This window comes from Metabacillus litoralis, from assembly GCF_020524045.1.
GTDB lineage: Bacteria > Bacillota > Bacilli > Bacillales > Bacillaceae > Metabacillus > Metabacillus litoralis_C.
This window is the reverse complement of the sequence record NZ_JAIVKL010000008.1, coordinates 255854-270924: the sequence shown is the minus strand read 5'-3', so window position 1 is coordinate 270924 and position 15071 is coordinate 255854. Positions and strand designations below refer to the sequence as shown.

General features: G+C 33.3%; 10 protein-coding genes and 1 other RNA gene. 1 reads left to right on the top strand and 10 read right to left on the bottom strand.

Features of this window, described 5'->3' with window-relative positions; genetic code table 11:
- Window positions 1-529: 529 nt before the first annotated feature.
- The 9 genes from LC076_RS14705 to LC076_RS14660 all read right to left on the bottom strand — a co-directional run bounded on the left by LC076_RS14705 (window position 530) and on the right by LC076_RS14660 (window position 12768).
- A complete protein-coding gene (locus tag LC076_RS14705; protein WP_226669842.1) occupies window positions 530-907 on the bottom strand; it encodes a hypothetical protein in 378 nt (125 codons plus the stop codon).
- A 102-nt stretch (window positions 908-1009) separates the two neighbouring features.
- Window positions 1010-2179, bottom strand: a complete 1170-nt coding sequence (locus LC076_RS14700) for a serine hydrolase domain-containing protein (RefSeq protein ID WP_226669841.1) — start codon at window positions 2177-2179, stop codon at window positions 1010-1012.
- 322 nt (window positions 2180-2501) lie between these two features.
- Window positions 2502-7583, bottom strand: a complete 5082-nt coding sequence (locus LC076_RS24390; RefSeq protein ID WP_319005526.1) for an OmpL47-type beta-barrel domain-containing protein — start codon at window positions 7581-7583, stop codon at window positions 2502-2504.
- Between the two features lie 350 nt (window positions 7584-7933).
- Complete coding sequence (locus LC076_RS14685; RefSeq protein ID WP_226669840.1) at window positions 7934-8212, bottom strand: DnaA N-terminal domain-containing protein; 279 nt, start codon at window positions 8210-8212, stop codon at window positions 7934-7936.
- 168 nt (window positions 8213-8380) lie between these two features.
- Window positions 8381-8646, bottom strand: an RNA gene (gene ffs, locus LC076_RS14680) — signal recognition particle sRNA large type.
- A 184-nt stretch (window positions 8647-8830) separates the two neighbouring features.
- A complete protein-coding gene (gene cls / locus LC076_RS14675) occupies window positions 8831-10336 on the bottom strand; it encodes a cardiolipin synthase (protein WP_226669839.1) in 1506 nt (501 codons plus the stop codon).
- Between the two features lie 84 nt (window positions 10337-10420).
- Window positions 10421-10567: a lmo0937 family membrane protein gene (locus tag LC076_RS14670; RefSeq protein WP_226669838.1), complete on the bottom strand. Its 147-nt coding sequence runs from the start codon at window positions 10565-10567 to the stop codon at window positions 10421-10423.
- 396 nt (window positions 10568-10963) lie between these two features.
- Window positions 10964-11917 carry a TRM11 family SAM-dependent methyltransferase gene (locus LC076_RS14665; RefSeq protein WP_226669837.1) on the bottom strand — a complete coding sequence of 318 codons (954 nt, stop codon included), beginning with the start codon at window positions 11915-11917 and terminating at the stop codon, window positions 10964-10966.
- A gap of 650 nt (window positions 11918-12567) precedes the next feature.
- On the bottom strand, window positions 12568-12768 hold the full coding sequence (locus LC076_RS14660) for a cold-shock protein (RefSeq protein WP_060671790.1): 201 nt from the start codon (window positions 12766-12768) through the stop codon (window positions 12568-12570).
- 450 nt (window positions 12769-13218) lie between these two features.
- Between LC076_RS14660 and LC076_RS14655 the strand changes: the two genes are divergently transcribed.
- Complete coding sequence (locus tag LC076_RS14655; protein WP_226669836.1) at window positions 13219-13668, top strand: hypothetical protein; 450 nt, start codon at window positions 13219-13221, stop codon at window positions 13666-13668.
- Between the two features lie 178 nt (window positions 13669-13846).
- Here the strand turns inward: LC076_RS14655 and LC076_RS14650 are convergent, their stop codons facing one another.
- Window positions 13847-15070 carry an MFS transporter gene (locus LC076_RS14650; RefSeq protein ID WP_226669835.1) on the bottom strand — a complete coding sequence of 408 codons (1224 nt, stop codon included), beginning with the start codon at window positions 15068-15070 and terminating at the stop codon, window positions 13847-13849.
- Window position 15071 lies beyond the last annotated feature (1 nt).

The window sequence follows — 15071 nt, the reverse complement described above, 5'->3', positions numbered from 1 at the left end:
GTTAACTTACCAATAAACCATTGGTGTGTTTGTCAAGAGCGATTGCGCAGCCTTTCCACCTAATAACTGGCAGAGAGCTTAAACTTCTAGGTAGTTTTCATAGAACTTTTGACACTACCTATTTATCATTCTAATCTATAATATATACGTTGTTCTTTGGAAATAGTTTCAAATATTGTTAGAAAGATAGAATTTGGAGTTGTATGAAGGTGTTTACTTTTATATTCTTTTTTTGTTAATAGGTATTCATTAGCATCGATCTTTTTGAAAAGACCTTATTGTTATTGAAAAAAATGAAATATAAAAAATGCCTCCCTTAACAGATCAAAAGATTACCCCTTAAGTTCTTCATACCGATGAAATGTATACTGATAAGTTTTCATAAGGATTATAAAAACACAAAGTTTACGAAATTAGCTTTTACAAAACAAGGGCTCATACCTTCTAAATGAAAGTGTGAGCCTCAATACCAAGTTTCATAAGTTTGTACTTGAAAAGGTATTTGAATGAGTCATTGGGATAATTAAACCTAATTGTGATACCTTTTCACCGCTACAAAAAACTCTCCTTCTTTTTCAAATAAGATCCTGGCCTCATCTTCTATAAAGTAATAAAGTTGAGTACCTATATTTAATGAATTACTATCAAAATCCATTTCTGTTAAATTTTCGTTTACATCATAATCAACAATATTTCTTTTAACTTCCCCAATTTTATCTCCCTTTGAAGCTTCATCAACTTTTTTATTTGTCACTTCGTATGTAGTGTTATTCACGATCACGAACTCATATGCCCAAGATTTCTCTTCTAAAGTAGCGGTTGAGAAGGAATGATTTCTTTGTGAACTACATCCAAATAAAGAAAATGTCATTAAAACACACATAAGAAATAATAAAAAGTGTTTCACTTCTTCCCTCCTCATTTAAGCTGAAGATTTCTGTTTGTTCTAGCAATAGCCTACATTTAAAACCATAAAAATATATATCTATTCACTTTTAACAAAACGAATTCACTTTAACGCCCCGTAAATAACTGAACGTAACCGCGGCTGATGAAATGCTTCAAAATTAGGTAGCATTTGCTGCATATATACGGCAGATATATTTTCCTTTGGATCAATTAACACCCATGTTCCTGCTAAACCTGACCAACCAAATTCACCAATTGAACTATTGATTCCACCCTCTGCTTGATCTGTTAGTGTTCGAACACCTAATCCATAGCCATATCCTTTAAGATAATCCCAGTTATAATATGTACTTTGTTGTTTTGTTAGATGATTTGAAGTCATCAGTTTTATTGTATTTTTACCAATGATTCTTTTGCCGTTATATTCGCCACCATTAGCAAGCATATGGGCAAAAATACTGTAATCCCCTAGTGTTGATAAAAGACCTGCCCCCCCTGATTCGTACTCAGGAAAAATGTGAAATTGCATATCCATTTCTTCGCTCTCATTTTTAATTAACTTACCATCTTCTTCTCGGTTGTATAAAGAAGCTAATCTATGAAGTTTTTCATCCGGAATTCTAAAAAATGTGTCTGTCATACAAAGAGGCTTGAAAATTTCTTCTTGAAAAAACTCACCTAGTTTTTTCCCAGATATCACTTCAATTAATGCTCCTAAAACATCATGACTTAAACCATAATTCCACTGATCTCCAGGGTGGAAGGCAAGCGGAATACTAGCAAGAATTTGTGATAAACGTTGGTTTGTTAATGATTCACGATTTTTCACTAATTTCTCGAATTCTTTAACAACCTGAATTTGTGTTTCATTTTCATTACCGCCATAAGTAATTCCAGAGGTCATACTAAATAAATCTTTTACTAAAATAGCACGAGAAGCTTTGACAATCTTTATCTCGCCATCTTCATCTTTTTCGTAAACTTTTGAGTTTTTAAATTCTGGTAAATAGTCACTAAGTTGATCATTTAGAAGAAATAATCCGCGTTCATATAACATTAGTGCAGCCACACAAGTAACAACTTTTGTCATAGAATAAATACGAAAAATCGTATCTTCATTCATCAACGTTTTTGTTTCTTTATCAGAAAAACCTATAAAATCTTTGAAAACAGTTTCATTATTATGCATAACTTGCATAGAACAGCCAACTGGACCTTTTTCTACAAAGCTTTTTAGTAAAGCGTGTAATCGATTATGTAATACATTCAAAATAATCTTCCTCTCATCTACAATTTTCATTCTTCCGTATGGATGTTAACGTAAACTTTGTCGTTTTTAGAATCTTAATGGTTACAAACTTCTATAACGTTTAGTGGTATCTTTTCTTCTATAAATCATAACTTTTATGCAAAAAAATAGTGATTACTACAGATCATGACGTCAAATAACACTAATCTTTCAGAAAAGAGCCTTTTGTATAATATATTATTTCGATTACTTCCATCCTTTTTCCTTTATTTTAAATTTTGTTGAATCCAACAAATAAGCATCAGCATGAAGATATCATGCTGATGCTTGAACTAGTCTTTTTTTACTTCTTTAAAATTGAAGCAAGATTAATCAATATTTCGGATTGCTCTGTTGTAAAATCCTTACCAGCTTTAGCTTTAACTTGGTTCATGTAAGCACCGATTTGTCCATCTCTTGCTTTCATATTTCCTTTAGCATGAGATTTTTCTGCTGCTTGAAGTTTGCTAAGATATGGTTTCGAATTTTTGTTCTTATTGTCACTTTCTGCTAAAAATTGCTCTGTTAAGCGGCCTAAACTATCATAATCTACTTTGATGACAATCGTAATTGATGAATTTGTTTGATTTCCTGCTAAATCTGTAGCATTTGCTTCAATAGTTTGTGGTCCTACTCCTAATTGATACGCTGGAGATTTCACATCTTTACATGTTGAGCTGTCAATACCTGATAGTGCATCTTTAGCTATACATGTGACATTTATTTCTTGATCTACTGCAAATTCAGTTTGATCTTCTACTGAAAACGTAATCGTAGGAGCTGTTTGATCAATATTAATCTCTACTGATTTTTTCTCTTCTTTATTTCCAGCTTTATCAACACTCCAATAAGATAAAATATGTTTTCCATCTTCTATAATACTTACCGAATTGCCTTGTTGTTCTTTTTCTTCATCTAAAATAAAGTGTGTTGTTTCAACTCCAGAATCATCATCTTCTGAAGAAAATTTCACTGTGACTTGTTCACGATACCAGCCATTATTTGTTGTAGCTTCGATTTCATGTTTTGTGACTGGTGCTGTTTTATCAGGTCTTTTAATTTTCACGATATCAATATTAGGTGTTGGTGGATTTTCCATACCTTCACCAATAAAGAAGCTTGGATGTGGTGGTTGATTATAACCAACATTTTGCCATGCGATCGCTACTCTGTATTGTGGATCATGCATTAAAGTAAAGATTCGATGATCAGTTTCTGCTGTTGGGATGTATACTCTTAATGCACTGCTATCCTCTGTTCTCCAAATAATTTCTTCACGCCAATCTCCGAAAAGATCTGCTTGTAGTACTGGCGTACCTTTTGTTGAGTTATTTGATAGAGTACCTTCAGCAGTTAATATGTTTACAAGCTTGCCATTTTCATAGTCCCATTTGTCAATTGTGCCAACACCAGCACCTTTTTCTTGATCAAAATTATGGTCTGCTAGTTCACGAAGAAGATCTCCATCCCACCAGATAGCAAAATTTGAAGATGGAATTGATTCTGAGATTTTTTCTCCTTTTGCTGTGTGTAAACCGCCAACTCTACTGTTCCAACCACCAGAGATTGCCCAAGCTTCAGCACCATTATGTCTAGGGTCAATATCTGCTGCTAAACCACGACCTGTGTCTTCGCCAGTTTTTTGACCCCATAATACTTCACCAGTTTCAGCATCACGAAGATCATAACCAAATTCTGCATTTTTATTTTCTTGTACAGCAAACACTTCAAGTCCAGGTCGATCAGGTACTAAATCACTTACATGAAGAGCATCACCATGACCTAATTTTGTATTATACAAACCTGTTCCATCATCGTCTATTGTCATTGCACCATAAACAACTTCGTCTTTTCCATCTTTATCAACATCTGCAACACTTAATGAGTGATATCCTTGACCTGCATAATCTCGATATCCTTCATTACTAGAATCAAATGTCCACTCTTTCGTAAGCTTCCCATCTCTCCAGTTATAAGCAGCCACCACAGTTCTAGTGTAATAACCACGAGCCATGATAATACTAGGTTTTTCACCATCAAGATAAGCGACACCTGCTAGGAAACGATCAACACGGTTTCCGTAAGTATCTCCCCATGAACCTACATCACCACGTGGAGGATCATAGCTTGTTGTTTCAAGAGCTTTTCCTGTTTTTCCTTCGAAAATTGTTAAAAATTCATCACCTTGTAATACATAGCCTGAACTATTTCGATGATCAGCATCAGCACGTCCAATAACATTTCCTTGTCCATCTTTCGTACCGTCAGCTGTTTTCATTGCGATTTCCGCTGCTCCGTTACCGTCAAAATCATACACTAAAAACTGTGTATAATGGGCTCCAGCACGTATGTTCTTGCCTAAGTCAATACGCCATTTCAATGTTCCGTCAAGCTCATAAGCATCAATATACACATTTCCTGTATAACCTGCTTGGGAATTATCCTTTGAGTTTGTAGGATCCCATTTTAAAACAAGCTCATATTCTCCATCACCATCAAGATCTCCAACACTTGCATCATTTGCACGATACGAATACGGATCTCCGAGGGGTGTTTTGCCATCTTCAGGTTTTTGAAGAGGAATATCAAAATAGTTTTCACTTAAAACGGTTGTATCTTCGTGGTTTTTTTGTTCTTTTCCATCTAAAATTGTACGAATTTCATAAACAGAGTTCTCTGTTCCATCTTTATCAACAAAATTAGTACTCGTTGTAATTGGTTTAGAATTAATTTTTACTCCATCACGATACACATTAAAACTAATGTTTTCAGGATCGGTTCCTAGCATTCTCCAACTTACGAATATACCTTCTTCTGTTTTAACTGATACTGGTGAACGATCTAAATCTTCCATTTGTTTTTTTAGCACTGTTACCGCAGGTGTTTCAACACTTGAAGATAGTTCTGATACACCGCCAGCACTAACAGCAGCTACTTTATAAAAATAAGGAATTGTCGTTAAAACTGTTTCATCTTTATAACTTGTTTTTTTTGATTTACCAATAAATTCAAATTCTCCATCTTTCTTTTTTGCGCGATAAACATTGTATGTGATTGCATCCTCCACCTTATCCCAGCTGATCGTCAAATCGTTTTTATTTACTTTTCCGACTTGAAGATTTTTAGGAGCATTTGGAATTGGTTTTGAATCATCAATCATTGTAACTTCAAGAGGCAATGAAGGTACAGTTTCTACGTTTACCGAATCAATTGTTGTTGCTGTATATTCATAATCCATTCCTACATCAACTGAACTATCAGTAAATGAATTTGTTGTTGAACTTCCGATTAATTCACTAGAATTTGCTCCAGCTATTTTACGATAAACATTATATTTTACCGCATCATCTACAGCTTTCCATGATAAAGTTAAAGATGGGTTTGTTGCATTTATCACTTTTTCCTCCACTTTAAGTTCAGAAGGAGCTAATAATATTGGTGTTAATTCTACTCCATTTATTATTCCTGTTGAGCCTCCAAATTCAAAGTTCATTTGACCATCTTTTACAGAAACTTGTGGTATTACTTTTGATGTATAATTGCTTCTTGGAGCAGAGATTTGTCCATAGTCGATGTTTTCAATCGCCACTGTTGAACGTGCACTTCCTAAGAAATCGCCAACATAAACTTTTACAGCATATAGTCCATTCGGGACGTCTGCATTAAATTTCCAACCAACATTAAAGTATCCTAACCAATCACGTAGAAGATCTCCACCTGTTCCGCGATCTCGTCCAATCATTCCTGTTGGGTCGACAATTCCATAGCCTCTTTCAGCAGAATACACTGTTGATAAATTAACTTCTGTATATCCTTCAGCAACAGGATTGCCAGCTAAGCCGAAATCAAATTTTGTTGTTGCTTTTTTTGTTACAACTTTTACTGCATCAGATTGTTCTGATTCACCTTTACCATTAATAGCTGTTACAACAACATCATATGAAGTGCCTTCTTCCATTCCTGTTATGCTTAATCTAGGTATCGTTGATGTACCAATTAAAGCATATTCGGTTTCAGTTGAAAGCTTGCGATACACTTTGTAAATATCAGTTGCTTCAACTTCATTCCAGGTTAATGTAGCTCCAGCATTACTAACACTGCTTGCTACAACACTAGTTGGTTTTGCAGGAACATTAGCTGGTGGTTTAATGTCAGCTACATAAGTAGATAAATCCTTATTTAATTCTTTTATTCCTCCAGATAATAATCGAGCAATTTGAATCGCTCCATATTCTTGGAAATGTGTATCATCTTTTGATCCATTAGGAAACGCTGTGTAAATGCCAGGTTCAGTGTGTAAAAAGACAGAAAGTGTTCCCTCTGGTCCAATCGTGTCATAATAAGCGACACTTAAGGAACTTAGATCTACTAAAGGAACTTCGAGTTCTTCAGCAACCTCTTTCATGCCCTTTACATATTCAGGAAAGCTGACATTAAATTTTCCGGTATCTGCATTAAAATCTCTTCGGCCTACAGGAGTTACTAAAATTGGTTCTGCTCCACGCTGACGAGCACCATTAATATATGTTTTTAAATAGTTTTTATAATCCGGAACAGATGCATAACGCTCTGGACGACTGATCGTAGCGTCATTATGTCCAAATTGAATAAGAAAAAAGTCATCTGGCTTAATTTCTCGTAAAATATTATCAAGTCTACCTTCAAAGATAAATGATTTAGAGCTTCTACCACCTATTGATTGGTTATCAAATAGTATATCAGAAGTGAAAAATCTAGGAATCATTTGTCCCCAACCAGCTTCAGGCTTCCAATATTCATCATAAGTTTGTACAGTAGAATCTCCTGCAATAAAGACTGTTGGTTTTTCTCCTGCTGTTCTTTCAGGAAGCTGTTCGATAATTAGTCCATTAATTTTTGGTGATGTACCCGTAAATTCCAGTGTAAGTTGTCCATCAATAAGAGCTATATCAAAAGATCGTTCAATAAATTCTCCCTTATTCATCGTTGTATCTTGTACTTTTTGAATTGTTTCAGCTTTTACCCCTATCGCTGTACCTTCTGTTTCATCTCCAGCAACAACTGTTACCGAATAATCTCCATTAGGAAGATCCACGTTAAAAGAAGTTTCAGTTGTCGTTGTAAAATCAGATTTTAATGCATCAGCTGTACTACGATCAGTTGCTGTAACCTTCGTAACATCTGCAAAACCAAATGTCTGTTCAGCTGAATATTCGCTATCATTTGTTACCTTTGTAAAGCCATCCATTACTGCACTATCATTTGTACCAAAATCAAATTTCTTCACAACCAACTCTTCGGCTGCTGAAGCTTGATTTGGACTAACTGGTGCTGAAGCTAGTAGAACAACTAGACTAAGTGAAGTTGCAAAGAACTTTCTCCAGTTTTTCTTCCCCTTTGTTTTCAATAAGTTTACTCCCTTTCTTGATTTGGTTTTTAAAACGGTTAAAGAAACTTTCTTAAAAGCACCTCCATAAACAGTAGTAGTAAACGCTTACATTTTTATACTATTCTATTTGTCTATGGCTTTCATATACAGAAAACAGAGGTTAATGTTTAAAAAACAGAGACTGGGTATAATTGATTCTTTATAACTAGTTTTACATTAGGTAAATAGATCGAGTAATAATTAAAGATGAGTTGGAATTTAATACTTTTGTATTAGGATATATTAAATTAGGAGGTGTGAGAGAAACTGGTTGAAGTCCTCTTAGGAGAAAAAAACAAAGTTTCAAATAGAAACTTCGTTTTAGATACTTATAACAAAGAGCTTATTGTATTAGAGACTTCTTCATCATTTTTAGAAATAATCTTCACTTCAACTTCTTTGTTTAGTATCTTTTCAGCTGTAGTTTTTATTAAAGATGAATAATGCTGCTTAATCCAATCTGATGCAAATTCATTTTCAGCAGTAACTATTATTGATTTTTCTTCGTTTAAGGCTATGTTTGCTCCACTAAACCAAGTTTTAAATGCTTTAGGACTGATTTCTGATTTAATAGCTTCGAATATATCGTCTTGAAGTGTATTGTGCACTAAATTTCCTCCTTTAAAAATCTAATCTCTACATTATTTTACCATTTTATCATATAGTAACCTACTAGTTTTTGTATTTATTTATATGTTTTTCCATGAAGTATTAAACAAAAATAAAACCCTCTTATTTATAAGAGAGTTTATTAAATATCATATTAAAATAATAAACCGTGCACCTTTCTTTGATACGATTACATAAGTGCTACTCATATAGCCAGCTCAATCAGGGCTACCCTCGGCACACAGAAGATTCTACTTATGGCTGCTCCCTTCCAGGCCTGACCAAGTTCATAGAGTTCTGTTGCGAAGACCCTGATGGTCATCACCGCTTGCATAAGTCTAACCTTACATAAACCGTACCGCTAGAAAGGAATTCAACCCCGCTAAGGCGGATTGCAGGTTACAGGGCACCGCCATCTCCCCGTCTAGCACGGTATGTATAATGTTCATTTCTTATTTAAATGATAGAAACGAAGATAGTACGTCTCTCGTATAAATATACTTTATCATAGATATGAAGGTAAAAGAACAAGAAAATAATGTCACAAGTGGTAACCTATCACTTTAATATACTTAACCAATATAATTCGACAAAACCCGGGGCGTGACAGTCACCATTTACAATACTGGGGAAAAGAGTCTTGCAAAGGATTCTTTTGTTCTTAGTATCAGTCCCCGGTTTTTATAGGTTGAGTTGTTGATTTTTATGCTATCTTTTATGTCTTGTTGATAGTGTTTTACAAGGTCTTTTATGCTTTCGGTTTCAAATAGAAGAGCGTTTACTTCAAAATTTAAATGAAGACTTCTTAAGTCAACATTTGCTGTTCCAACAGATGCAAATTTATTATCGATGATGATTACTTTTTCATGTAGAAATCCCTTTTGATACATATATACATCTATATCATCCGCAAGCATTTCTGGAAAGTATGATCTTGTTGCATATTGAGTAAGAAAACCATCATTTTTCTCCGGAACAATAATTTTTATTTCAACTCCTTTTTTAGCAGCCATCGATAACACAGTACGAATTGCTTTATTTGGTACAAAATAAGGTGTCGCGATATAAATTGATTTTTTTGCTGATGCCAATAATTCGTAATAAATATCACTCATTATTCCTTGAACAGATGAATCTGGTCCACTGGAGATAATTTGTGTACCGCCTCCATCACTTTCAACCAAGTCAACATTAAAATACTTCTCATTCAACAGTTTTTCACCTGTGAGGTAAGCCCAATCCAATAGAAAGATTTCTTGTAGTGTGATAATGGCTTCTCCTTCTATTTTAAGGTGAGTATCTCTCCAAAAACCATATCTAGCATCTTTACCTAAATATTCATCACCAATATTTAATCCACCCACAAATCCTACTTTCCCATCAACAACGATAATTTTCCGATGATTTCTAAAGTTTATTTTTTGATTATAAAATCCCTGTTTAACAGGTAAAAAGCAATGAACTTCAATGCCTGCTTCCCTCATTTGTTTGATTGCCTTTTTTGAAAGAGACATGCTCCCAACAGCATCAAATATGAACCGAACCTCAATACCACTTTTAGATTTTTCACTTAACAATTCAATCATTTCTTGACCGATTACATCAGATCTAAATGTGTAATATTCTAAGTGAATATAATGTTCTGCCTCTTTAATCGATTGTTTTATTGAGGAGAATGTTTCATCACCATTTTTTAGAATCGATGTTTTTGTATGAAAACTCACTTGATTATCACTATATCTTTCAATCAACTTAGTAAGACTCTGTTGTGTGTCTGAAAGTTTTTCAAAATTCGTTGATTGTTTAAAAGTTGTTTTGTTTTCTAACAATTCTTTATCATGTTTGCGTTTGTTTCGAAAAAGATGACCTTTTACTTCTAACTGTCCAGAGAAAATAAAGTAAATATAACCGATGATCGGAAAAAAAACGAGTGCATAGATCCATAGAAGAGATTTATGTGGAGAGCGATTTTCTAACATCATCACATAGATAATTGAAACAAGGGTTATCAAATAAATGAAAATTGATAAACTCTTTATATAACCTGAAAAACCTGAAAAAACAGCAATGTAAAATGTGATGGTAAGTATAATCAATAAGATAATTTGACGAGTGTTCTTCATCTTTCATTCCTCAATTCTTTAATAACATTTAAAGAAAAAGCACCTTTGTTCTCGGTGCTTTTTCACTTTCTTTCACTACGTTCACTAAAGAACTTTCTTTCCTTGAACAAGTCGTATGATCACTAATATTAAAGCGACCGCTAAAAGGATATGTATAATGTTTCCTAAGAAGCCCACTATAGCTCCTATTAACCATAGTGCTAATAAAACTAAAATAATTGTCCAAAGCATTTAAATTCCTCCTTGAGTATTCTATTAATAGATTGTAATAATAGGTAGATACCCCTGATTCTTAAGAAATAAACTCGTAGCTCTTGAAGTAATGTACATTTTAATAAAAGACGCACTGTTCTTCCTGATAGACTTTGTGAAAACTGGCATACACAACTACAATGAACAACAAAGTTTAACAGAGTCATATCGTTCTTTTGAATGAAATGAAAAAGAAATAAAAAAAAGACCCAAACAGGTCTAAATGGTAAACTATTATTATGAATAAAGTCCTTTTACTAGAATTAGTTGCATAATATCTTCACTCTGTAGTATTTTAAATCTCGTATTAAAAAGACTTAAAAATAGAATTTTCAGCAAAAATCTCTTAGAAGAAAACATAAGAATTAGTAAGCATTATTCACAAACTAGAACTTCTCTTATAAACATTCCTTTTTTTGCTACACAGCGATCTAGGATCATTAACTCAGCTTCTTTAATCATATGATCGATGGTATCAATAGAAATAACAACGACTTTTTTTGCAATGCGACGAGCATCCTTTAAAATCGATAATTGATCTTCTGGTGTACTATGAGTAAAAAGGTTATAAGGCATATCAATAATCGCAACATCATAGCTATCTGTTATCTCTGATATAGGACCTGTAGTTACCTCTCCGTCTAAGTCAAAGTAAGCGATATTTTCAATTGCTCCATAAACAACAGAAGGATTAATATCTCGTCCAACAATATTAACTCCCATTGATCGTGCCTCGACTAAGACCGTACCAATACCACAGCATGGATCGATTACTTTTACACCTTCAGGGTTTGGAACGGCTATATTAACAATTGACCTTGCCACTCGAGTGCTAAGTGCAGTTGAATATTCTCGAGGTTTATTCAAGTGACGGAGCCATATCGCCTCACTTTTTTTATATTTTCCAAAATACCAACGCCCACCCAGGGTAATCACTCCGAACGTATAATCTGGATTTTGAAAATTAGCATCCGCTTCAACCACTAGACCAATATCTCGTGCAATTTTCCGTCTTTCTTCATGTCCGATTTTCTTTGAATTCTTTAAATCATTAATTTTCGATAAAATAATCTTAAAAGTTGAATTTTTTAAGTCTAATTGTCTAACTTGATCTATTATATCTGCAATGCCGTCACCTTCATATATCACTTCAATCCTCTCTTTAATAAAAGGACTTCTACTTGGGTCAATTTTTGTTGAGCTTTTTATAATATTGCACTCAGACTCTACTCCAAAAATTGATCTCATCTCCATATAACATAAAGAGTGCTCATCTTTACTATATGCATAAGTGTATATAAATTCTGGCTTCGGGCTATTATTGTTCAATTTACAACCATTCCTTTTACGTCAATTTGTTCCTATTTAAAAACAATATCGATAATAAACTAGAAAAGCAATTGCTAAATGAAGAATCTGTAAGGAAAAATGCATTTAATAGCATTCTATGAATGAATTTCGAAACAAAATTTTACAAAAATAGTTTATTTTAAATTTTGTTTAGGAGTTTTAACAATAGTGTGGTATGCTTTATGTAACCATTTTAACACTTGTATCATGTTATCTCCGAGACTGATCAAATTAAATTGTCTGAACTTTACCAAAAGAACAGACATTTATTGATCGGTCTCTATTTTATTTCTAGGTTTATTACCTTTTAATACAACCTTTTAATACAACCTTAGCCATAAACGGAGAATATTCTCTTAGGATTTTTTAAGATGTATTAAGTCTAGTGGTATCTTTTCTTCATAAAATAGTACCCTTATAGAGGAAAAACTCTGTTTTTTTCTCAGAATTTTGGTTACATAGCAACAATCATTTAGAAAAGAGCCTTCCATAAAGTTTTTCAACATGAATCTCCCTCCAACCATTCCTTTTTCCTCTATTATTATAGTTATTCATAATAATATTATGTAAACTAATACTTTTGTATTTTAAACGCAAAAAAAGGACTCTAATATAGAGTCCTTTAATAATTATGCTTTGTTAACGTTAGTAGCTTGAAGTCCACGTTGACCTTGCTCAGTGTCAAACGTTACTTTTTGACCTTCGTCTAAAGATTTAAATCCTTCGCCTTGGATAGCTGAGAAATGTACGAATACATCTTCTCCACCTTCGATTTCGATGAAACCGAAACCTTTTTCTGCGTTAAACCATTTTACTGTACCTTCTTGCATGTTTGTTTCCTCCTAATTGTGGCTATTAACCACGTTATATTACTATAGTTGCTCAATTAGATATCAAAGGCGAAAAGCTTAAAAACTTATTCTTTCCTCACATACCGAACAAAAATAATTCTTCCTTAGAATAACAGATAAATTTGGAAATTGCAAACTTATATTGAAAATAATTTTAAAACTATCTATTTTTACAGTGTTTTTATTCTTTATTCCAGTTTACTTAGAACATAAAAATTTCTGTAGAGGTTCTTAATCTCCTTCTATCCCAGCTTGAGCGGTCTTATCAATACCTATAAAATACCTCAAGTCATTTTTATCTTGCACCCTTTCTCTATAAGGAATTATAAAAGATTAAACAGTTTTTCATTATTAATATTTTTTACTCTTCACGATAGAAATATTTTTCTCATAAGATAATTTAACTTGAAATTATAATGAGGTGATCCTTTGAATCGATGGTTAAAAGGATTGATTTTAACATATTTATCATTGTTATTCTTTGGTAGTTTTGTAGCTGTAGGTGCATTATGGGTAAGAGCATTTGAATCTACTTTCCCCTTCATTTATAAATTAGAAATGTTTTTGTATTATTTTTTTGCAGGAGCAATTGGTGGATCTCTTCGTCACCTTTATATGTTTTGCTCACATTATATGAAGAATGAACTACATGATTATCGAGAATGGATGATGTACATTTTTTACCCTATCTTTGCTACTGGTACCGCAGTCGTTGCAGTTACGTTAATTCAAAGTGGGCTTTTTCTTATAGAATTTTCTGATTTTAAGCAGGCTCCTTTTGGCCAAATTAGCTTAGCATTTTTTGTTGGTTTTGGTTTTAATCGATTTTTAATTAAGCTAAATCAAGTATCAAAAAATATATTTAAACCAAATAATTAGAGAAATAAATCAGGTTGATTATGTATCTATTTAAATTACCTTTATTTTACAAAAAGAAAAGAAGAGGTTGGGACATAAGTAATTATAGATTTAATGAGGTATGAAAAAGCTGTAAACTCACAGCTTTTTCATTTATAACGTGATGATTAGTTAACTATTTTTAATGGAAAACGCATTTTTAACTAGATGTTTCATTTTTTGATTGGACTAAGTTGTTACCCTTCAAAAGTTTATTTAAGTTTTCTGAACTCACAAGCATTGTTGCGATAAATCCAACGATAACAAACGGGAAGATTCCTATTGTTAGGTGGGCTGCCATAAATCCAAGAAGAGGTGGTAAAAACGTACTACCAACATATGCAAATGCCATTTGATATCCAATAATCGTTTGTGAATTTTCTTTACCAAACCTTATAGGTGTTTCATGGATCATACACGGAAAAATCGGTGCTAATCCCAAGCCAATCATAATAAAACCTAAAAGGGAAAAACTGACTGGAAAAGGAAGAACTAAAAGTACACTACCAGATAAAGCAATTATTTGACCGATTCGAATTAGCATTCGACTGCTGATTTTTAATGTAATAAATCCTGTTATCAAACGTCCAACTGTTATTCCTGCATAATAAAGTGAAACCCATTGTGCTGCTACATCAATTTGTACGTCCTTACTATTTACTAAAAAGGTGCTTCCCCAAAGACCAATTCCTGCTTCTGCACCACAGTAAAACATGAATGATAGAAGAGCTAGTTTAACTCCTTTGATTTTTAATGGTTTCTGTTTAGTAGTATTTGTTTCATCCAAAGAATGATTAGATTCTTGATGTTCCAAAGTCATTTTGCTATTGTTTTTTTCAACTTTATTCCATAATGGCATAGCAAGGAAAAGGACAATCACTAAAATAAACTGAATGGCAGCAATCGTAACATATCCGTTTCCCCAAGAGTTTCCTCCAGAAATATAACGAGACATAATTATAGGACCAAGAGTTGCTCCAACTCCCCAAAAACAATGTAACCAACTCATATGATGTGCCTTATAATGGAGAGCAACATAATTGTTTAATCCAGTATCTATAGCACCTGCTCCTAATCCAAGTGGAATTGCACAGATTATAAGCCATATAACTGATGGAGCAAAATTAAAACCTAATAAAGCCACAGCAGTCATTAAACAACTGATGGATGTTACAATTCCCGTTCCAAATTTTTTAAGTAAAGCTCCACTAGCTAAACTAGAAATTATGGTACCAGATGCAATCGTCATAAAAAGGTAACCAGCTGTTTCTAACGGTGCGTTAAACTCTGGTTGCATAACAGGCCATGCTACGCCTAACAATGAATCAGGTAACCCCAAACTTATAAAAGCTATATAGATGATAATTAATAATAAAGTAGCCACT

What these genes read in the sequence shown, in the direction of transcription:
- LC076_RS14660 (WP_060671790.1), bottom strand. Translation starts at nt 12,768, where the DNA reads ATGCAAGAAGGTACAGTAAAATGGTTTAACGCAGAAAAAGGTTTCGGT.
- LC076_RS14670 (WP_226669838.1), bottom strand. Translation starts at nt 10,567, where the DNA reads ATGCTTTGGACAATTATTTTAGTTTTATTAGCACTATGGTTAATAGGA.
- cls (WP_226669839.1), bottom strand. Translation starts at nt 10,336, where the DNA reads ATGAAGAACACTCGTCAAATTATCTTATTGATTATACTTACCATCACA.